27 protein-coding genes and 1 tRNA gene are annotated in these 17,148 nt (G+C 72.9%); 13 read left to right on the top strand and 15 right to left on the bottom strand.

Features of this window, described 5'->3' with window-relative positions:
• Positions 1–95 precede the first annotated feature (95 nt).
• From AWW66_RS03255 to AWW66_RS32330, 8 genes are all read left to right on the top strand, one after another.
• A complete protein-coding gene (locus AWW66_RS03255) occupies positions 96–1,031 on the top strand; it encodes a hypothetical protein (RefSeq protein WP_067359797.1) in 936 nt (311 codons plus the stop codon).
• 4 nt (positions 1,032–1,035) lie between these two features.
• Positions 1,036–1,332 (top strand): hypothetical protein, encoded by a 297-nt coding sequence (locus AWW66_RS03250; protein WP_067359796.1) that lies wholly within the window; start codon positions 1,036–1,038, stop codon positions 1,330–1,332.
• On the top strand, positions 1,313–1,522 hold the full coding sequence (locus AWW66_RS33345; RefSeq protein ID WP_157527102.1) for a DUF7620 family protein: 210 nt from the start codon (positions 1,313–1,315) through the stop codon (positions 1,520–1,522). Before AWW66_RS03250 ends, AWW66_RS33345 begins: the two co-directional genes overlap by 20 nt.
• Positions 1,519–1,833 (top strand): putative phage holin, encoded by a 315-nt coding sequence (locus AWW66_RS03245; protein WP_067359795.1) that lies wholly within the window; start codon positions 1,519–1,521, stop codon positions 1,831–1,833. Before AWW66_RS33345 ends, AWW66_RS03245 begins: the two co-directional genes overlap by 4 nt.
• Positions 1,834–2,077: 244 nt before the next feature.
• On the top strand, positions 2,078–2,377 hold the full coding sequence (locus AWW66_RS03240) for a holin (RefSeq protein WP_067359794.1): 300 nt from the start codon (positions 2,078–2,080) through the stop codon (positions 2,375–2,377).
• A complete protein-coding gene (locus AWW66_RS03235) occupies positions 2,374–2,622 on the top strand; it encodes a hypothetical protein (protein WP_067359793.1) in 249 nt (82 codons plus the stop codon). The genes AWW66_RS03240 and AWW66_RS03235 overlap by 4 nt, the downstream gene beginning before the upstream one ends.
• Positions 2,623–2,828: 206 nt before the next feature.
• Entirely contained in the window at positions 2,829–3,029 is a 201-nt protein-coding gene (locus AWW66_RS03230; RefSeq protein ID WP_067359792.1) for a hypothetical protein, read from the top strand.
• Between the two features lie 83 nt (positions 3,030–3,112).
• Positions 3,113–3,598, top strand: coding sequence for a helix-turn-helix transcriptional regulator (locus tag AWW66_RS32330; RefSeq protein WP_245647874.1), 486 nt, complete (start codon positions 3,113–3,115; stop codon positions 3,596–3,598).
• Positions 3,599–3,900: 302 nt separating this feature from the next.
• On the opposite strand, the gene AWW66_RS03220 is transcribed toward AWW66_RS32330, so the two are convergent.
• Positions 3,901–4,230 carry a hypothetical protein gene (locus tag AWW66_RS03220; RefSeq protein WP_067359791.1) on the bottom strand — a complete coding sequence of 110 codons (330 nt, stop codon included), beginning with the start codon at positions 4,228–4,230 and terminating at the stop codon, positions 3,901–3,903.
• Positions 4,231–4,340: 110 nt separating this feature from the next.
• Entirely contained in the window at positions 4,341–4,538 is a 198-nt protein-coding gene (locus tag AWW66_RS03215; RefSeq protein ID WP_067359790.1) for a hypothetical protein, read from the bottom strand.
• A gap of 94 nt (positions 4,539–4,632) precedes the next feature.
• Here AWW66_RS03215 and AWW66_RS34765 point away from each other — a divergent pair, with 94 nt between their 5' ends.
• Positions 4,633–5,010 carry a helix-turn-helix transcriptional regulator gene (locus tag AWW66_RS34765; RefSeq protein WP_067359789.1) on the top strand — a complete coding sequence of 126 codons (378 nt, stop codon included), beginning with the start codon at positions 4,633–4,635 and terminating at the stop codon, positions 5,008–5,010.
• Between the two features lie 82 nt (positions 5,011–5,092).
• Here the strand turns inward: AWW66_RS34765 and AWW66_RS03205 are convergent, their stop codons facing one another.
• The 5 genes from AWW66_RS03205 to AWW66_RS03190 all read right to left on the bottom strand — a co-directional run bounded on the left by AWW66_RS03205 (position 5,093) and on the right by AWW66_RS03190 (position 8,550).
• Positions 5,093–5,920: a hypothetical protein gene (locus tag AWW66_RS03205; RefSeq protein WP_157527100.1), complete on the bottom strand. Its 828-nt coding sequence runs from the start codon at positions 5,918–5,920 to the stop codon at positions 5,093–5,095.
• Positions 5,921–6,018: 98 nt separating this feature from the next.
• Entirely contained in the window at positions 6,019–7,440 is a 1,422-nt protein-coding gene (locus AWW66_RS03200) for a hypothetical protein (RefSeq protein WP_067359787.1), read from the bottom strand.
• The gene (locus AWW66_RS03195) at positions 7,437–8,003 is read right to left on the bottom strand and encodes a helix-turn-helix domain-containing protein (protein ID WP_067359786.1); all 567 of its coding nucleotides are present in this window, start codon (positions 8,001–8,003) and stop codon (positions 7,437–7,439) included. The genes AWW66_RS03200 and AWW66_RS03195 overlap by 4 nt, the downstream gene beginning before the upstream one ends.
• On the bottom strand, positions 8,000–8,152 hold the full coding sequence (locus tag AWW66_RS33340) for a hypothetical protein (RefSeq protein ID WP_157527098.1): 153 nt from the start codon (positions 8,150–8,152) through the stop codon (positions 8,000–8,002). The genes AWW66_RS03195 and AWW66_RS33340 overlap by 4 nt, the downstream gene beginning before the upstream one ends.
• 107 nt (positions 8,153–8,259) lie before the next feature.
• Complete coding sequence (locus AWW66_RS03190; RefSeq protein WP_169807051.1) at positions 8,260–8,550, bottom strand: hypothetical protein; 291 nt, start codon at positions 8,548–8,550, stop codon at positions 8,260–8,262.
• A 192-nt stretch (positions 8,551–8,742) separates the two neighbouring features.
• On the opposite strand from AWW66_RS03190, the gene AWW66_RS03185 reads away from it, so the two are divergent.
• Entirely contained in the window at positions 8,743–9,525 is a 783-nt protein-coding gene (locus AWW66_RS03185; protein WP_245647872.1) for a DNA-methyltransferase, read from the top strand.
• Positions 9,526–9,673: 148 nt separating this feature from the next.
• Here AWW66_RS03185 and AWW66_RS03180 read toward each other — a convergent pair whose 3' ends face one another.
• The 5 genes from AWW66_RS03180 to AWW66_RS03170 form a co-directional block, all read right to left on the bottom strand.
• On the bottom strand, positions 9,674–9,949 hold the full coding sequence (locus AWW66_RS03180) for a hypothetical protein (RefSeq protein ID WP_067359784.1): 276 nt from the start codon (positions 9,947–9,949) through the stop codon (positions 9,674–9,676).
• Positions 9,946–11,097 (bottom strand): helix-turn-helix domain-containing protein, encoded by a 1,152-nt coding sequence (locus tag AWW66_RS03175; protein WP_067359783.1) that lies wholly within the window; start codon positions 11,095–11,097, stop codon positions 9,946–9,948. The genes AWW66_RS03180 and AWW66_RS03175 overlap by 4 nt, the downstream gene beginning before the upstream one ends.
• Positions 11,094–11,255 carry a hypothetical protein gene (locus tag AWW66_RS33335; protein ID WP_157527096.1) on the bottom strand — a complete coding sequence of 54 codons (162 nt, stop codon included), beginning with the start codon at positions 11,253–11,255 and terminating at the stop codon, positions 11,094–11,096. Before AWW66_RS33335 ends, AWW66_RS03175 begins: the two co-directional genes overlap by 4 nt.
• Positions 11,252–11,425: a hypothetical protein gene (locus AWW66_RS34210; RefSeq protein ID WP_169807050.1), complete on the bottom strand. Its 174-nt coding sequence runs from the start codon at positions 11,423–11,425 to the stop codon at positions 11,252–11,254. The genes AWW66_RS33335 and AWW66_RS34210 overlap by 4 nt, the downstream gene beginning before the upstream one ends.
• A 241-nt stretch (positions 11,426–11,666) precedes the next feature.
• Positions 11,667–12,890: a helix-turn-helix domain-containing protein gene (locus tag AWW66_RS03170; RefSeq protein ID WP_067359782.1), complete on the bottom strand. Its 1,224-nt coding sequence runs from the start codon at positions 12,888–12,890 to the stop codon at positions 11,667–11,669.
• 189 nt (positions 12,891–13,079) lie between these two features.
• Between AWW66_RS03170 and AWW66_RS03165 the strand changes: the two genes are divergently transcribed.
• The 3 genes from AWW66_RS03165 to AWW66_RS03155 all read left to right on the top strand — a co-directional run bounded on the left by AWW66_RS03165 (position 13,080) and on the right by AWW66_RS03155 (position 14,946).
• The gene (locus AWW66_RS03165; RefSeq protein WP_067359887.1) at positions 13,080–13,502 is read left to right on the top strand and encodes a GntR family transcriptional regulator; all 423 of its coding nucleotides are present in this window, start codon (positions 13,080–13,082) and stop codon (positions 13,500–13,502) included.
• A gap of 251 nt (positions 13,503–13,753) precedes the next feature.
• A complete protein-coding gene (locus tag AWW66_RS33330; RefSeq protein ID WP_067359885.1) occupies positions 13,754–14,302 on the top strand; it encodes a hypothetical protein in 549 nt (182 codons plus the stop codon).
• Between the two features lie 380 nt (positions 14,303–14,682).
• A complete protein-coding gene (locus AWW66_RS03155; RefSeq protein WP_157527094.1) occupies positions 14,683–14,946 on the top strand; it encodes a hypothetical protein in 264 nt (87 codons plus the stop codon).
• Between the two features lie 90 nt (positions 14,947–15,036).
• Here AWW66_RS03155 and AWW66_RS03150 read toward each other — a convergent pair.
• From AWW66_RS03150 to AWW66_RS03140, 3 genes are all read right to left on the bottom strand, one after another.
• Positions 15,037–15,110, bottom strand: a tRNA-Ala gene (locus AWW66_RS03150).
• Between the two features lie 321 nt (positions 15,111–15,431).
• Positions 15,432–16,322, bottom strand: coding sequence for a divisome protein SepX/GlpR (gene sepX / locus AWW66_RS03145; protein ID WP_211271824.1), 891 nt, complete (start codon positions 16,320–16,322; stop codon positions 15,432–15,434).
• A 189-nt stretch (positions 16,323–16,511) separates the two neighbouring features.
• Complete coding sequence (locus tag AWW66_RS03140) at positions 16,512–17,114, bottom strand: GNAT family N-acetyltransferase (RefSeq protein WP_067359884.1); 603 nt, start codon at positions 17,112–17,114, stop codon at positions 16,512–16,514.
• Between the last annotated feature and the right edge of the window lie 34 nt (positions 17,115–17,148).

Raw genomic sequence — 17,148 nt, 5'->3', positions numbered from 1 at the left:
CAATACCCGCCGGGGTGGCCCCCGACCTGCCTCTATCCGATTCCTGACCGGAGGTACGACGTGGATCGACTGATCTTCCTGCCGGCGGTGACCCGGTGACCCGGGCACCGGCCAACCTGCTGGCCGTCCGCAGCCTGCTCTTGGAGCACCTCAACACCGAGCCCACCCGGGTCCGCGACGACGACCTGGAGCCGGCCGAGGTGGGCATCGTCGGTGACAGCGCCCACGACGGCGGCTACCACTGCGGGGCGGACCGGGTCCGCCGGGTGGGCTCCGAGATCCGGGACTACTCGGTGGTCGAGTCGACCCGCGACCGGAATGGCCTCACCACCGCCGCGTCCGCCCTCGACGTCGGCTGGTTCTCGGTGCGCTCCGGCGGCCGTACCCACGACCTGCGGAGCTTCTCCGTCTGGTGCATCTCCCAGTGCGCCGCCGGCACGGCCGACACCCGGGACATCCGGGAGATCATCTACTCCCCTGACGGGAAGACGGTCAGGCGCTGGGACCGGCTCGGCCGACGCAGCACCGGAGACAGCTCCCACCGCTGGCACACCCATTTCAGTTTCTTTCGCGACGCCACGAAGGCGGGCCGGGACCAGACACCCCTGTTCCGCCGCTACCTGACCACGATTGGCCTGCTCAAGGCCCCGAACAGCGGGGAGAACGTCATGAACAGCGCGCAGGAAAAGAAGCTCGACGAGGCCCTGGCGTTGCTGCGAGGCATGCCGAAGGCGGTCATCGAGGGCGACTTCGTACCGGCGGCCCGGCCGCCGCACGCCAACGCCGACTACGAGAAGAACCCGCTGTGGCGGCTCGGGTACGGCATCCAGACCGGGGTGGAGGGCACCCGCGCGGTGCTGGCGGCGCTGGCCGCGCTGCGGGTCGAGCTGGCGCAGGAGTCGGGCCGCAGCGCCGAGCAGATCGTTGCCGGCGTGCTCGCCGGCCTGTCCCCGGAGGCTATCGCCGCAGCGATCCCGGTCGACCTGGCCGGGCGGGTCGTCGACGAGCTGTCCCGCCGCATCCAGGCGTAGGCCGGTGCTCGATGCGGCCATCGCTGACCTGGCAGCCAAAGCCGGCCCTGCCGGCCTGCTCTGTCTGGTCGTCGTGCTGATCCTGCTCGGCCGGCTCCTCCCGCGCAGCGCGCACGAGGACCGCGTCGGAGATCTCAAGGAGCGGATCAGCAGCCTGGAGGCCACCCTGGCGACTCGGGATGCCGAGCTGCGGGTACGGGGAGAGCAGGTGAGCCGGCTGCTCGGCCAGGGCGACATGTCGGTGCAGGTGCTCGAATCCCTGGCGAGGGAGGCGGGCGCCGATGATGCGGTGGTGGAGTAGCCGACGCCGGGGACCGTCGCCAGAGACCATCGCCGCGCGCCGCCGCCTGGAGCAGGCCCGCGCCGACCTCGCCGCCGCCGAGGCGGACGACGAGCGCGTCGACCAGGTCGCCGAGCGCGTCGACGCGCTGCGCCGGCGGAACCACTTCGGCCCAACCATCAGCAAGGCACTACGGGGGTCGAATCGATGATCAGAGACGCTGGCACGGTCCTGGCCGCCATCGGCGCGCTGGCCTGCGCCTACTTCGTACTCACCTACCAGGTGACCACCGGCGGGGACTGGCGGCGGTCGGCCGCCGGCCGGCACCTGATGCAGTTCACCGCCTGCCTGGGAATCCTGATGGGCCTCATCGTGGCGGCCCGGCTGTGGCCGGACTACCCGGGCCGGGACCAGGTGACGCTGATGACGTTCGGCTGGCTGGTCGGCCAGGTCATCTGGCGGTCCGTGCTGCTGCACCGAGCCCAGCACCCTCACGACCAGGAGCCGGCCGGCCGTCGGTAGCCGCTACGCGCTGCCCGGTCCGCACGGGTGGCGGGCCTGGGTGACCTGCCCGCAGCCGTAGCGCTGGCACCGCCACTGCCGGCCCATGGCCCGGCAGCCCGGTACCGGGCAGGCACCCCACCCCGGGGTCGCCTCCGGCCGGCCGCGCTCATCACGGTGACCAGCCGGGCACACCTCAGGGACCTCCTCCCACCCGCCCCGGCCCCGCTTCATCCTCGTCACAGCCTGACCTTAGGAGCATCGTGTGAAGACGTACCTCGCCACCCGCCAGTTCTGGGCCGGCGCCGTCGAGCGCGCCGGCCGCGCCGCGACCTGGACGTTCGTCGCCGCCCTCGGCGTGCCGGGGGTCGGGGACGCGATCGGCGTCGACGTCCGCCCCCTGGGGTGGCGCGACGCCCTGACGGTCGCCGCCGGCGTGGCCCTCACGTCGGTCGCCGCGTCCGTGGTCGCCGGCAAGGCGTCCGGCCCGTCCGGCTCGCCGTCGCTGGTCAACGACCGGCCCGCCGAGCAGACCACGCCGGCGCCGGTTACCCCCCTGCGGTGAGCGCCTGGACGTGGGCGTGGCTGGCCTGGTTCGCCTGGTTCGCCGTCGTCGAGGGGATGGCGCTGTTCAACTCCCGGCCGGGCGACACGTTGTCGGAGCACGTCTGGGCGTGGTTCGGTACCCAGCGGCGGCGGCCGGGTGAGCCGGAGCGGCCCCGGTCGGGCTGGACCCAGCTCCGCCGGTTCCTGCTGATCGCGTTCATGGCCTGGCTGAGCGCCCACTTCATCACCGGCGGGTGGGTGTGAGACCGGCCCGGTAGGCTCTCCCGCGCGGTGCCGCCGGTTCCGGGCCGGACGGGACCGACCAACTTCAGCGCCCCGCTGGCCTCGTGCCGGCGGGGCGCTTCTTCGTGTCTGGGTGCCCTGAGGAGGCACCTCCCAAGACCACAACAATACTTTCGCACCCGTAAGGGTTTGTGCTATGCTTGAGGCACACCGAAGGGAGGTGAGAGATGGAAATCGGAGAGGCGATGCAGCTGATCGCCGAGGAAGCCGAACGCCAGGGCTTCCTCGTCAAGCAGACCCGCAGCAGCATGTGGCACTTCCGCAAGGGCAACGACAACTGGCTCGTGGCCCCTAAGGACGCCGGTGACGTGCTGGAGGTCCTGCGGGTGTTGATCAGCGCCGGCCTCGACTGGTCCTTCCGGGACTAGCCGAGGCGCCGGGGCCGGCACCCAGCCGGCCCCGGCCACCTCCGAAACCTCACCTCACCTCCCCCAACAGAAGGGGAAACACCGTGAGTGGTTGGTACGTCGGACTTGAGTTCGTCGGCAATCTGAACGACATGGAGCACCTCAACGAGGCAGCCGAGGGCGCGTTCATCGCGCACTACAACGACAAGAGCAAGGTGCTGAGCCTCAGCCACCGGCTGGACGCGGTGGAGTACGACGACGCGCTCCAGGAGGCCAAGGACTGGGCGTCCAAGCTGCCTGGCGTGGCGAAGCTTGTCGGCGACGGAGTGCTGTTCGGCCCGGACCGGATGGTCATCGAGACGTTGGCCGCGCGGGCACGGGCCTGGGAGCTGCTCGGCTCGGCCGAGGTCGCCGACACGCTCGGGGTCTCCACGGCCAGGGTCCGGCAACTGGAGCAACGGCCGGACTTCCCGCAGCCGGTCGCGACGATCGCCGGCGGCCGGATCTACCGGCGAGACCAGATCGAGGAGTACGCCGAGCACCGGCCGCGGACCCCGGGGCGGCCGGCGAAGGCCCAGCCTGAGGCGTAGATTTGGTGTGAAGCCCCGCAGGTACTGGCGTTCTGCGGGGCTTCGCCAGCACGATGCCCCCCACCGGCTTGGCTGGTGGGGGGCATCGTGCTGTCCGAGGCGGCATCGGCTCTACGGCGGATGTGTCGAGCCCAGGTGAGGAGTACCAAGGATGTGACCGCGTTCGATCCCGGCCCTCCTCCGATCGGGCCGCCCTGACGTGGTCCGCGCTCGGGTGCGGCCCTGTTGCGGGTGGCCCGTGACCCGGGCAGGAGCGCCCCCGCTCAGTCCCCGAGCCGGGCGGGGGCCGCTTTCTTTCCGGCCTACCAGGAACCGACTCGCGAGTTCCCCGCCACCACAGCGGCCACGATCAGGACCGGCGACACGTACCCGGCGACGCGCAGCACCTTCTCCCAGGCCGTGCGCGGCTCCAGGTACTCGTCCGGCCCGAGCACGTTCGGCCACCCGGTGCGGTACTCGACGCGGTGCCCCTCGGGTATCTCGACGGCGACCGTCGGTCGGGTGATGGCGGAGATGGCGGCGTGGATGCCGTAGATGGGCAGCCACCAGCCGAGGGTGAGGATCGACAGGAGGATGTGCGCGGCGTGCCAGGAGCGGCCGAGTTCGCCGGCCTTGAGGGTGAGGGTCTGCACCGCCGGGAGGGTAGTGGCCGTGGCGGCCGGCGGGGCCGGTTCGTCGGGTAGTCGACTGACTCTGGCCGCCTGCCTCCGGTGGGGGCCGGGTCGCCCCGGCCCCGTGGGGCTCAGCCCGCCAGGGCGGCGGCGATTTCGTGCGGGGTGAGGACGTCGGCGGCCAGGTCGAGAAGGTAGTGAAGGGTGCCCTGCTCGGCGTCGAGGCGGGCCTCGGCCAGGTGGGTGGGGCGGCCGGCGGCGATCCGCTGGGCGAGGTCGGCGTCCAGGGTGGCGATCTTGCGGACGGCGGTGGCGATGGCCTCGATCACGTCTATCCCCTTTGCGTTGTCCTGCTGACATGGACAACGTTACGAGCATCCACTGAGCTTGTCAAGCTCACATGGACAACGTAAGTTGAGTGGCGTGACCGACTACCTCGACAGCGCCGCCCTCGCAGCCCGCCTCGGCATCAAGACCACCAGCATCCACCGGATGCGCAGTCGCGGTGACCTGCCCGAGCCTGACCGGATGATCGGCCGGTCACCCGCCTGGCGGCCGTCCACGATCGACGCATGGCAGGCCGGCCGGCCCGGCCACGGGTGGCGCAAGGCCGACGCCGACGACCATGTGGCCAGCCCCGCCGAGCCCGCCACCGAGCCGATCCCCCTGCCGCCGGGCGACCTCGTGTTCGACGGCCACTCGATCTCCGTCGGCGGCCAGGTCCTCAGCCCCGGCCGGTACGCGATCGGCGACACCGGCGGAATCCTGAGGGTGGAACCGGGCCCTGCCGACGACGAGTAGGCCAGGCCGCACGGGCAGACGCGGCCCCCCGCTCCCCAGGAAGCGGCGGGGCCGCATCGTGCTGTCCAGGCCGCCGCAGTCGCTAGCGAGCTGGCTCCAGGTGGCGGCGCTTGAGAAGCTGCAAGGCCGTAATGAGGAGGGAGCCGGTCACCTTCGCGGTGGTGACGAACTGCTCATCGCTGAGGGTGAAGAGCACCTGGGCCCCTCCAGGGATCTCGGCCTCGATCCGGCGCTCGCTACCACTCATCAACGCCCATGCGAAGCCGTGCTCGAAGCCGGAGAGCTGCCGCCAGGTCGCTTCGAGGAGAGGAGGGAACTCGGGCTGCGTCTTGGCGAAGGTCAGCTTGCGTACTTCATCCACGACGTTGACCGGCTGGCTGATCCGTTCGAAGTCTCGCCCGAGTGCGGCGGCCTCGTCGCGATAGATCTTCAACGCGCCGTGCGTGGCGTCTCGCTGTTCGGCTTCCTCGATTGCCCTCGCGGCTTCCGGGAACACCTTGAAGACAGCGCGGTGTCTGCCTCGCTGGATGTAGTCATTGACCTCGCACCGTAGTCCACGCACCCGGCGCTCAAGTCCGTCTTCGGGGTCGAGGATCCATGCAGCGAGGAAGGCCGTCTCGAAGATGGGTCGAAGCAGACTCCACGGCGCCCAGGCCGTGGCACCCCGGTGCTGTAGCAGCGCGAGTAGCGCTTCGTGGTTGTCCCTGGCGACGCCGAGGTATCTCTGCGCGCCCATGTAGGTGCGCGGCCCGGCTACCTGCGCTTCGTCGAACCGCCGTGCAGTGAGGAGGTTGTGCCCATCCAGGGAGGGCAGAGCTTCGACCGATCGGAACGCTTCATCGATCAACTGCCAGTACTTGGGCAGGTCGCCGAGATCCATCGACTCGCCAGTGGGAATGGGGGCTCGCACTCCACAGAGGGTAGAGGTGTTCGGCACGGGTGCCCACCGGGAATCGATCTGGCTGCGCCGGCCCGTCCCGTTGGATGGGCCGAGCCGGCGCACAAGGGCTACGCCGCAGCCTTCGCCCGGCGTAGCTGCATCCACCGGTTCGCCCCCGACTTGCTGCACCCGGCCGCAGCCGCCAACTCCTTGCCGGTCGGCTCCCGGCGCAGCGCCGCGCTGAGCCGGTCGTACTCGGCGCTGAGCCGAGCGTCGTCGAGCGGGCGGCGCAGCCCTCCGCGCCCGGGGCGTCCGGCGGCGCTGGTCTGGGTCGGCTCGAACAGGGCCGGCTGGTCCGGCTGGTGCTCCGGCGCAGGGGCCGGGGGCTGGGTCGGCGTTGCCGGCGCAGGGGGCGCGGCCATGGGCGGTGCTGGCCTGCGCACGTGGGCCGGCTCGTGGGTCGCGTCGACCACGGCCCAGATCCCGCCGGCCATGAGGTCGGCGAGCCGGCCCGGGTCACGGTCGGCGGCCATGACCCGGGCCGCGCCGGGCCGGAGCCGCTCGGTGGCGGCGGCCATCTGAGCCCGAGCCAGCGCTGCGAACCGGATCTCCGGGTCGTCGAGACTGGCGGGCGCGGGCTGTGCCGGCTCAGGCTCGGTCGGCTCAGCCGGGGTGGGCTGAGCCGGGGCCGGCTTGCCGGTGAGCACCCGCCACGCGGCGCGGATCCGGCCGGCCGGCGCAGCGGCGCGGCGTGCGTCCCGGTCGGCCCGGTACCCGTCCCACGCGGCGCGCGGGTCGCGGACGTTGTGGTCGATCGACCAGCGCCGCGCCATGAGCGTGCGAATCGGGAACGCGCGTCGACGGGCCGGGTCGAAGGTCGCGCCGGTCTGGTCGACGAGGTCCTCGGCCAGGAGCCGCACCTGCTGCATCCGCCGGGTGTGCAGGCCCCACAGCCAGGGGCTGAGGCTGCTCAGCACGCCGAGGATGACGGCCAGCGCGGTGGGGTCGAGCAGGCCGCCGTCGCCGGCGAAGTGGCTGTAGTTCACCAGGGCCATGACCAGGGCGATGCCGTACGAGGCCCGGCGCAGCCGGGCCGCCGTGGTGCGTGCCCCCTGGAGCAGGGCATCGTGCGCGTGCCAGCCGACGTACAACGCGACGCTCTCGGCGGCGACGGCCACCCCGGCGGCGACCAGGGCCTTGACGGCCGGGTTCCAGCCGGCGGGGGTCTGGTCGTAGGCGTACGCGACCTGGCCACCGATCGTCGCGGCGTTGACGACCAGGAGCGGGCCGACGGTGCGGGCAGCCACGGCGTACCGGCGGAGCTGGCGGAGGCGGCGGGCCCTCGCCTTGGCGCGCTGCTTGCGGCGGCGCCGCTCCTCGCGTTCCTGCTGCCGGGCGGTCCGGCGCTGCTCTTCGCGGTCGGCGGCGGCCTGCTCGCGGTTGAGCTGGTCGACCTGGCGGGCGTGCTCAATCTGGGTGGCCAGCTCGATCTTGCGCAGCTCGGCGAGGTCGGCGGGGCTGAGCTTCGGTGTGCGGCTGAGCAGCTTCACCGCGCACCCGCCAGGGCCTCGCTGCGGCACGGTCCGCAGTTGTGCGCCAAGGACCCCTGGTGCTGAGGACACCACCGCACGGTGCCCTGCTGCGGGGGCGAGGGGACGCCCCGCCGCTCCGGAGTGGGGGTTGCCTTGGTTTTCGGGATCCACTGACGCCAGTCCCGCGCGCCGCGCGGCTTCTTCTCCTTCACCCCTTCACTACTTCGGGTGACAGCCAGGGTGGCACCCCCGCCGGCCGGATCTGGCACCTCCGCGCCGCTGTTTGACACCCCCGCCGGCCCGGTGGATGGCACCCCCTGGACGGCGGCGGCGACGAAGCGGTAGACGCGGGTGGGGATGTCGGCCACCTTGCGCCAGGCGATCCGGCCGAGGCTGATCAGCTTGGCGATCGCCCGCTGGACGGTCCGCTCGGAGCAGTCCGCGTGGTCGGCGATGGTGGCCACCGAGGGCCAGGCGTCGCCGGCGGTGTTCATGTGCGCGGCGATGGCGACGGCGACCAGGCGCTCGTTCTTGCCGAGGCCCTTGGTGGCCTTGAGCGCGGCCTTGACGTGTCGGCTCATCGGGCGCCCCCGGTGGCGACCGGGCGGGCCAGGGCGGCGCCGGTCAGGAGGGCGGTACGGAGGCCGGCGGCGGGGCCGACGTAGCCGGCCACCAGGCGGCGGGGCGGGGCGGTGTGCGCGCAGGGGCGCGCGTCAGCCAGAATGGCCATGGGTCAGGACTCGCTTCCTGATCAAGGGCCCGGCCGGTGTTGCGATCACCGCGTCCGGGCCCGACTTAGTTGTCGGGCGTTGCTCCTAAGTTAGGAGCAACTGGTAGTTAGCTGGGTTGACGAGGGCGGCGGCCCGGCCGACCCGGGCGGCCGATCCGCCGGTTGTGGGCAGTGGTCCGGCGCCCCACCTCGCCGGGGCTCCGGCCGATCAGCTCGGCGGTCTGCTCGCGGCCGATCTCGGTGACGGAGGCGACGACCGCCTCGTCGATCGCGGCGCTGAGCGCTTCGGTGATCTCGGCCTGGAGTTGGAGCATGATGCGGGCCCGGTTGGCAGGGGTGGTGGTGTCGGGGAGGCGGGTGACGGCGGTGAGCCGTGCACCCAGGTCCGTCAGGCTCATGCGATCGGGGGTGGTCATCTCGGTCCTTCCTGCCGACACCGAAACGCTACATGACATGGCGGATGGAATCAACACGGGGGGTGGCGATTCCTCGCTGGTGCGCGGCGCGAGATAGCCGGCTAGCGCACGGAACCGAGGATTCCCAGCTCATACCCTCGCATCAGCCTGCCGACGATCAACGGGGAGCGAACCGTGGCCATCCTGCTCGACGACGACCGGGCCACCCTGCACGGCGGCGACGCCCTGGTTGTCCTGCCCACGCTTCCGGCCGGCAGCGTCGACCTGGTCCTCACCGACCCCCCGTACAACTCCGGCGGCCGGACCCAGTCCGACCGGACGAAGGTCTCCGCCCGGGACAAGTACGTGTCCGGCGACGCTCAGCACCAGCTCGCCGACTTCGTGGGCGACAACCGCGACCAGCGCGCCTACACGGCCTGGCTCGCCCTGGTCCTCGCGCACTGCCTCCGGGCGTCCCGGCCGGGCGCGAGCCTGCTGGTGTTCAGCGACTGGCGGCAACTTCCCGCCACGTCCGACGCGCTCCAGGCCGGTGGGTGGCTGTGGCGGGGCATTGTCCCCTGGCACAAGCCGATCAGCCGGCCCCGGGCCGGTGGTTTCAAGGCGGAGTGCGAGTACCTGCTGTGGGGATCGAACGGGCCGATCGACGCGACCCGGAACCCGGTGTACCTGCCCGGCCTGTACAGCGCTAGCCAGCCCCGAGGTGCCGCCCGCCGGCACATCACGGAGAAGCCAGTCAGCCTGCTGGCCGAGCTGGCGCAGGTGTGTGTGCCGGGCGGCATGGTGCTCGACCCGTTCGCCGGTTCTGGCTCGACCGGGGTCGCGGCGCTGTCGACGGGCCGCCGGTTCGTGGGCGTCGAGCTGTCGGAGCACTATCAGCAGGTCGCGGTCGACCGGCTGCGGGAAGCGGCCGGTTCGGCGTGGGTGGCGTCCGGGCCCGGACCGTCGGTGGCCTCCTGACCAGAGCCGCCCCACCACCACCCGGGCGCGGCCGGCGGCTGGAGAGTGGCCACGCCGACCCGCTCACCCTCCACCAGGGCGGCCGGGCCCGGCAACCCGCACCAGGCCCGGCCTGTGGACAGCGCTCGGTCTGTGGATAACCGCCTGATCACGGGCCCGGCGTGCTACCGGCGACCGCGTCGTAGAGCACGTCCAGGAGCACGGCGACCCGCACGCACCACGACCGGGCGCACCCGTCCCGCTGACACTCCGGCAGGTGGCCACGCACCCACACCATGCCGACCGGCGCGGCGTCGACCCCGCCGGCCGGCGCAGCGACGGTCCGCACCTCCAGCGGCGCCGCGCCGGGCAGACCCAGGTGGCTCGCCCACTCGCCGGCGGCGAGGGACAGGCGCGTGCCGGCCGGCACGACCAGGGCGCTCACCGGGCCGCGTCCACGCCGGCGGCCTCCGCCACCGCCAGCAGCGCCGGGTCCGGGTGCCGCGTGCCGCCGAGCACCCCGGCCAGCGCCGCACGCCCGGCAGGCCGCACCCGGACTTCCGCCGGCGCGAGCCGGTCCGCCGCCAGCAGCACCCGCCCGGCGCCGATCAGGTCACCCGCCAGCACGTACGCCGGCGCAACGTCGACCAGGTGCGCGGCCCGGTGCTCCAGCGGCAGCAGCCCCCACCCCGGGCCGGCCGTCAGCGCCTCGTGCTGGGCGACGGCGTGCCGCCCGTCGCCCAGGGCTGCCGCTGCGGCGACCCGCGCCGCGTCGACGGCCGCCCGCTCCGGCCCGGCCGGCTCGGTCATCCCGTGCGCGTCGTCCAGCAGCTCGGCCACCGTCGGCGGGTCGTGCTGCTCGGCGGCGGCCAGCGCGGCCTGGAGCAGCAGCGCCGCGCACGCGGCCCGCTCGGCGGCCGTCCCCTCGTCGTCCAGCGGCACGACCTGGTGCGCGCTGACGATCGCCGTCTCGAAGGCGTGGCGGTGCCGGCCGGCGGCGCGCAGCACCTGCCCGAGCGGCGCTGCGGCACCGGCCGCCACGACCGGATCGTCCGCGCCGGTGGCCACGGCGAGGCCCCGGTCGGCGGCCAGCCACGCGAGGTCGACGACGTCGAGCTTCACCAGGGTCAGCGCGGTGAGCCGGTACACCTGGACCCGCTGATCGGCCGGTACCCGGTGGCTGTCGTCGAGCAGGCTGGGCAGGAGCCCGAGCAGCGCCGGGTACCGGCCGTGCCCGTACACCGCGTCGGCGTGCGCGATCCGGGCCCGGTGCCGGTCCGGGTCGGGTGCCGGTCCGGCCGGGGGTGCCAGGCCGGGGTGCCGGGTCAGCGCGCTGCGGACGGCGTCGACGCGGTCCGCGGCGCGCTGCTCCGGATCGGGCTGGCCGGTGTCGGCGAGCAGCACGTCGGGGTCGACGTTGAGCAGCTCGGCGACGTCGCGGAGCACCGACACCTTGTCGAGGGACCGGACGCCGCGTTCGACCTTGTCCACCCAGCTCTTCGACTTGCCGAGCCGGTCGGCGAACACCTGCTGCGACATCCCGCGCTGGTTGCGCCAGTACGCGACCCGGCGGCCTATCGGGACTTCGTTCACCGTGCTGCCACCTGGTCCTGGAACCACCGCGCCTCCGGGCAGCCGGCGATGGTGTCTCCCGTGCAACGCCAGCAGGGCCGGCCCGCCTCGTGTGCGGACAGCACCCGCCGGGCGACGATGGCCACGGAGAACGGGTCGACCGCCTCGTCGACGCTCACCGGGCCGACCTCCGCCCGACCCTGACGGCCTGCGTGATGTCGTCGACCGGGGTCCGCTCGGCCTCGGCCTGGTCGAGGATCCGCTGCTTCGCGGCCTCGTGCTCGGCGGCCTGGATCGCGGCCCCGGACACCGGCGGCTCGGAGTCGCGCCGGGTGCGTCGTCTGATCATGCCTGCCCCCTGATGCCGGGGGCGGCGCACTCTCGTCGCAGCCCCGCCGGAGTGATGGGAGGGCGGCGGGAGCTCGTGGAAGGACCGTCACCGCCGCCCTGGGGTGCGGCGACTCGCCCGGGTTGCCGGGTAACCGGCAGCGAGTCACCGCACCATCACAGGGTGGCGTGACCAGGGTGAACGGCACAGGGCCAGAACGCACGACCGACCCGACCGGCGTCCACAACCCGTGCAGAATGCACTACCGGGAGGTGCAGCCCACCAGCTCAGCCAGCTCGGCCAGCTCATCCGTCATCGCCCGTCGCCGGCCAGCGGCGATGCCGTCCACGATGTCCCGCGCGTACCGCTGCTGCCGCAGCCACGCCGGCGACCGGTCGGCCAGGTCCCGCAGCACCGCCGTGGCGTCGGCGTACTGACCGAGCTGAGCGCGGACGTGAGCGACGTCCAGGCGGTGACGCTGCCACGACCAGGAGGCCACCCCGCCGGCCGGGGTGGGCATCCCCTCGCTGAGCTCCAGCGCCCGGTCAGGCTGCCCAGCGATCACGGCCGTCTCGACCTGCATGACCCGCACCTCGCCGGCCCCGAACTCGCCCGGGGGAACCGGCCGGCCGTCGAGGCGGCTGGCACCGGCGGTCGCCAGAGACAACAGCTCCTGGGCGGTGTCGTCGCGTGCGTCGCGGGCTGCCGCTGCCGCGCCGCGCAGCAGCAGCCACCCCCACGCGGACAGCTCCGCCACGGTGGCCGTGGACAGCCGCGGCTCGACCTGGTCGGCAGTGTCGACGGCGAGGCGTTCGGCCTCGTCGAAGCGACCTTCGCGCATGAGCACCCACACGAGGGTGCAGATCACCGACGCGCCGATGGTCTGGACGCCGGAGCGGCGGGCGTGGTCGACCGCCGTGGTGGCGGCGGTGTGCGCCAGGTCGACCTGGCGAAGCTGGAGCAGGAGTTGGGCAGCCACCTGGTGAGCTTCGGCGGCGATGCCGTGGGCGGTGAGCTGGTCGTCCCCGTCGGTTGCGGCGACCAGGTCGCGGGCGGTGAACAGCAGCCGGGGAAGCGCGCCGAGGGTAGTGGCGTAGTCGTCGGCGTAGTAGCTGCGGCTGGCGTCGGCGACGGCTTGGCGGGCGGTGGCGAGGGTCGGCGGCGGGTCGGCCTGGTTGGCGGTTGGCCCGCCGAGACCGACGGCGGGGGCGAGGACCTGTCGCACGCCGACCAGGCTGATGGGGTTGGCGTCGGGGTCACGGTCGGCGGCTGCCCGGGCGCCGTCGCCGAACAGGGCGCTGGTCGGCACCCTGAGGGCGCGGGCCAGCTTGTTCAGGGTCGGGATCCGGGCGCCCTGGCGGCGGCCCTGCTCCAGCTTGCTGATGACCTCAATGCTGACGCCAGAGCGCTCGGCGAGCTGCTCCTGCGTGAGCCGGGACTCCCGGCGGATCTGGGCGAGGTTGTCTCCGATACTGCTCGACTCCATGGTGTCTCCCAGGTAGAGGACTGGGCGGCGAGCCGCCGGCCTCTACTCCGGCGGGCCGCCACTTCGGACGGTACTCCCCCGTTCCACACTGTGAACGGACGGCGACCCCTGTAAGGCGTGGTCCACGTCGAAATTGCGCTAGCTATCTACCGAGCTAGCCCAATCCGAGGGCAGCCATAGCCTGCGGTGGTGATCTTCCCGGGGCAGCCGCCGGTGGGCTACCACGAGCTCGCCGACATCCTCCGCGAGCAGATCACGTCTGGGCAGATCAGGCCCGGTCAGCGCCTGCCGTCCGAGCTGACGCTCGCGCAGACCTACGGGGTCGCCGGCAAGACGGCCCGCGCCGCCCTGATCCAGCTCCGGCAGGAGGGCATCGCCACCGTCGTGCGGGGCTACGGTGTGGTCGTGCGAGAGCCCGTCGAACCTGAGGTGATCGTGGCCGAGCCGGGTTCCACAGTGACGTCCAGGCCGCCAACGCCGCAGGAGCGGGAGACGTACGCCCCCGCGGAGGGCTGGCCGCTGCTGATCGTGACCTCCCCGGACGGCCTCCAGGACCTGTACCCCGCCGACCGGACCGTGGTGCGGGTGCCTGCGGACCGCCCGACCGAGTAGGTCGTCAGCTCTCAGCAGGGCGACCTGCGGCGGGCTTCTCAGGGCACAGTGATCCGACTAAAGAACGAAACCCTGCCTGGATCAGTTACGGCGATGTTTCGGGAGTAGCGCCATCTGCAAAACTGGGCGACGGTGCATGTCGATGCGTCCATGATCGATGAAACTCCGTGAATGCGATTCATCACGCGAACGTCCAGGTGGGAGCCCTCCGCAGCGCGCTACGTGCCCCTCGGGGCCGGCACACCTCCGGCATGATGCGCGCCGCAGTCTACGGGCCCGCCCGGGACATCGGCCGCTGGCATCCGGTCTGCGCCGCTTGGTGCACGAAGCGGGGCTACCAGTTGCTGTCCGTCGTGGACGAGGTCGCCACCGCGAGCCGGTGGGGTGACGTCCTCCGGATGATGGCCGACCGAGAGGTCGACGTCGTCGTGGTGGCCACACTGGCCGATCTGCCACAGGACCGACTCGCCCGCGTCGAGATCATCGGCCGGGGGCGGCCAGCACGACGGCCGGGTCTCCGTGCGGTGGTCTACGGGCCCACCTCGGCTGGTGCGCAGTGGGCACGCAGAGGCGTGAGGTGGTGTCAGGAGGCCGGCTACCACGTTCGGGACGTGGTGGCCGAGACACCCGACGCGAGCCGCTGGCCGGGCGTCGTCCGGCTGATGGCCGACCGGAGCATCGACCTGGTGGTGATGGAGAGCTGGGGGCACCTCCCTCCACACCGGGTGCCGCGCGTGGAGGTGGTGGGGGTGGACCCGCCGGGGCTGCTCCAGCCCCGGGCGGTCAGCTGGTACGAGTAGCGGGCGGCGTCGTCCGTTCGGGCAGGACCGGTGGCGGCATGGAGTGTCGGACGTCGGGTGATCGCCCGCTTGTGCTGTGCGAGCCCGTTGATCTAGTAGCCCGTTCGTACATGTGTGCCCCCTGACCGCCTGGCTATTTCACGGCCAGTGACTAGACATGATCATGGCGTTGGAGTCTGATCAGGACTCCATCGCAGCAGCGCAGCTACTGATGGGTGAAGGGGAGGAAGACCGTGGGGAAGCTAGGTCGCGTCACAGGCAGTACGGCGCGAACGATCGGCGTGGCGGGTCTGGTGGTCTTGGGTGTGACCGCGGCGGGGGTCGGTCAGGCCCGGGTGCGCCGGGATCTGCGGCGGCTGGATGAGCGCCACCGCGAACGGGTGGAGAACGTGAGGGCGATGTGCGTCCTGGACCTGGATCTCCTGGCGGAGGACGTCCCCCGCCTGACGGCCGGCGCGGGTCGGCAGACGCTGGCCGACACCGCGGTCGATGACGAGCGCATCCGCGCGTGGGTCGACCAGCTCGTGACGGAGAAGGCGGTCCCGGCCATCGCGGAGGCGTGGGGCGAGGGGATCAGGCAGGGGCGGGCGCGGGGGTTCGCCGAAGGGCTGGCGCGGGCCCGGCAGATCGAGGACGAGGGGTGAGGTAGCGGATTCCCCTACCTGTCCCCTACAACAACTCAGGCCCCCTCTTCGGAGGGGGCCTGACCTGCGGTCGAGCGGTGTACCACTGGGTGGAGCTGAGGGGATTTGAACCCCTGACCCCCTCGATGCGAACGAGGTGCGCTACCGGTCTGCGCCACAGCCCCTCCGCCGGCGTGCCGGCGTCGGCCCCGTCCGGAACACACCGGGCGGGCCGGCGACAAGGCTATCAGCCCGGCCGCCCCCGGCGCGAATCCACCCCGCCGCACCGCCCCGACCAGTGGACCTTGGAAGAAAACGGCCCTTCGAGGGGCCGAAATCTTCCAAGGTCACCAGCGGGAGGTGCGGGGAGCGGGGAGCGGGGACTCGTCGCTGGAGGTGGCCGGGCGGCCCTGGTGGTCCCATCGGCGGGGCAGCTCGACAGGACGTTCAGGTGGATACCGCCGCCGGCCGAGAGGGGCAGCGTGCGCGCCGCGGCGGGCGCCCGGTCAGGCGGAGTGGGGGGTGTTGCGGCCGGACTGGTACGGGCGGCCCCGCAGGCCACCGGAGCGGCGGTACGAGACCGAGGCGCCGCCGCTGGCCACGGCGGGCAGGTCGGCGGGGCGGTCCAGGCCCATCGCGGCGCGGCGTACCCCTTCGCGTTGGGCGGCCAGGCGGCGCTGGGCCTCCCGGCGGGCCGCTGCCCGGCGGGCCTGCTCCCGGCGCACCTCGGCCTGCCGGGCGGCCAGCCAGGCGGCCTCGCGGGCCTGCTCCCGCCGCCGTCGGCGGTCGGCCACCGCCCGGCTGCGCAGGTGGAAGACGTACGCCACGAGGAGGGTGCCGGTGACCGAGAAGCTGATCCAGAAGCCGGGGCCGACCACCACCACGCCGATCAGCTCGACGACGTTGAGCAGCAGCAGGGCGGCCAGGACCCGGCGTCGCCGGTAGATGGCCGGGGTGTGCCGGCGGATCGGCGGGCGGCGGCGGGCGCGCTTCGGCGCGGGCGGTACGGCGCGCAGTCGCTTCGCCCGGCGGGCCGCGCCCCGGCGGCCGGCCGCGCCCGGTGGTGCCGGGGAGACCGGTGCGGCGGCCCCTGCCCCAGCGGCCCCACCAGCACCATGAGCGCCAGCAGCGCCGCCAGCGCCAGCCGAGGGGGCGGTGAGGCCACCCGTGGCCGGATCGGGGCTCAGGGTGACGACGAGGGTGCGGGACGTGTTGACGGGCAGCCGGCCGGGGACAGTACGACGCCGTCGGCGGCGCTGGAGCACCCGCGCCGTCGACTGCGCCCGCTCCGCCACCAGCCGCTCGGTGGCGTCGTACCGACGAACCAGCGCCGGGGCGAGGGCGAGCAGACCGGCGGCGGCGAGGACGGCGAGGAGCACCGAGGTCGGCACCCTCACCCCTCCCGTCACCAGTGTCGGGACAACCGCCTACCGGCCGCAGGATCTTCCACCGGGCACCTCCGGTACTGAAGATCCTGCGGGCTTTCCGCGCCTGCCGCAGCTTGCAGTTACCTGAGGTTACGGGCCGTCGACCAGGAAGTTTGCGCAACGCGCCGAGCAGGCAGGCCCGGCGACGGGACTCACAGTTCAGGCTTCGCCGGCCTGGACCCGGTGCCAGCGGGCCAGCAGGCCGCCTTCGAGGGCGACCTCCTCGCTGGTCATCGCGTATCCGATGTGGTCGCGCCAGGCGCCGTCGATGTGCATGTACCGCACGTGGTACGACTCTTCGCGGAAGCCCAGTTTCTCGACCACCCGGCGGGAAGGCTTGTTCTCCGGGCGGATGTTGACCTCGACCCGGTGGAGTCCACCTGGACCGAAAGCATGATCCACAGCGAGTGCCAGGGCGGTCGGGATCACACCGCGACCGGCCACCCGGGAGTCCACCCAGTACCCGACGTACCCGGAGCAGAAGGCCCGCCGCACGATGCTGCCCACGTTGAGGTGGCCGACGAGCCGTTCCTCGCCGTTTTCCCGCAGGCAGACGGCGAACGGCATGCCCTCGCCGCTGTTGGCCGAGCGGCGCTGGTCGCGGTACACCCAGCGGTACGCCGACGGCGAGTTCAGCTCGTCCCAACTGCCCGGCAGGGCCGACTCCCAGGGGGCGAGCCAGGACCGGTTCGCCCGGCGCACCTGGGACCAGGCCGTCGCGTCCGAGCGCCGGTACGGCCGGAGCACCACCGGACCGTCCATCAGCACCACCGGCCAGCCCGGAGGCCGCCTGAAC

This window comes from Micromonospora rosaria, assembly GCF_001567585.1.
GTDB classification, from domain to species: Bacteria; Actinomycetota; Actinomycetes; order Mycobacteriales; family Micromonosporaceae; genus Micromonospora; species Micromonospora rosaria.
This window is presented reverse-complemented; position numbering and strand designations above follow the sequence as displayed.

Excerpts from the sequence above, each read along its gene's own strand:
- AWW66_RS33345 (WP_157527102.1), top strand. The coding sequence starts at position 1,313 with ATGATGCGGTGGTGGAGTAGCCGACGCCGGGGACCGTCGCCAGAGACC.
- AWW66_RS03245 (WP_067359795.1), top strand. The coding sequence starts at position 1,519 with ATGATCAGAGACGCTGGCACGGTCCTGGCCGCCATCGGCGCGCTGGCC.
- AWW66_RS03230 (WP_067359792.1), top strand. The coding sequence starts at position 2,829 with ATGGAAATCGGAGAGGCGATGCAGCTGATCGCCGAGGAAGCCGAACGC.
- AWW66_RS03195 (WP_067359786.1), bottom strand. The coding sequence starts at position 8,003 with ATGAGCCGACACGTCAAGGCCGCGCTCAAGGCCACCAAGGGCCTCGGC.
- AWW66_RS33340 (WP_157527098.1), bottom strand. The coding sequence starts at position 8,152 with ATGGCCATTCTGGCTGACGCGCGCCCCTGCGCGCACACCGCCCCGCCC.
- AWW66_RS03190 (WP_169807051.1), bottom strand. The coding sequence starts at position 8,550 with ATGAGCCTGACGGACCTGGGTGCACGGCTCACCGCCGTCACCCGCCTC.
- AWW66_RS34210 (WP_169807050.1), bottom strand. The coding sequence starts at position 11,425 with ATGATCAGACGACGCACCCGGCGCGACTCCGAGCCGCCGGTGTCCGGG.
- AWW66_RS03170 (WP_067359782.1), bottom strand. The coding sequence starts at position 12,890 with ATGGAGTCGAGCAGTATCGGAGACAACCTCGCCCAGATCCGCCGGGAG.
- AWW66_RS33330 (WP_067359885.1), top strand. The coding sequence starts at position 13,754 with ATGATGCGCGCCGCAGTCTACGGGCCCGCCCGGGACATCGGCCGCTGG.
- AWW66_RS03140 (WP_067359884.1), bottom strand. The coding sequence starts at position 17,114 with ATGGACGGTCCGGTGGTGCTCCGGCCGTACCGGCGCTCGGACGCGACG.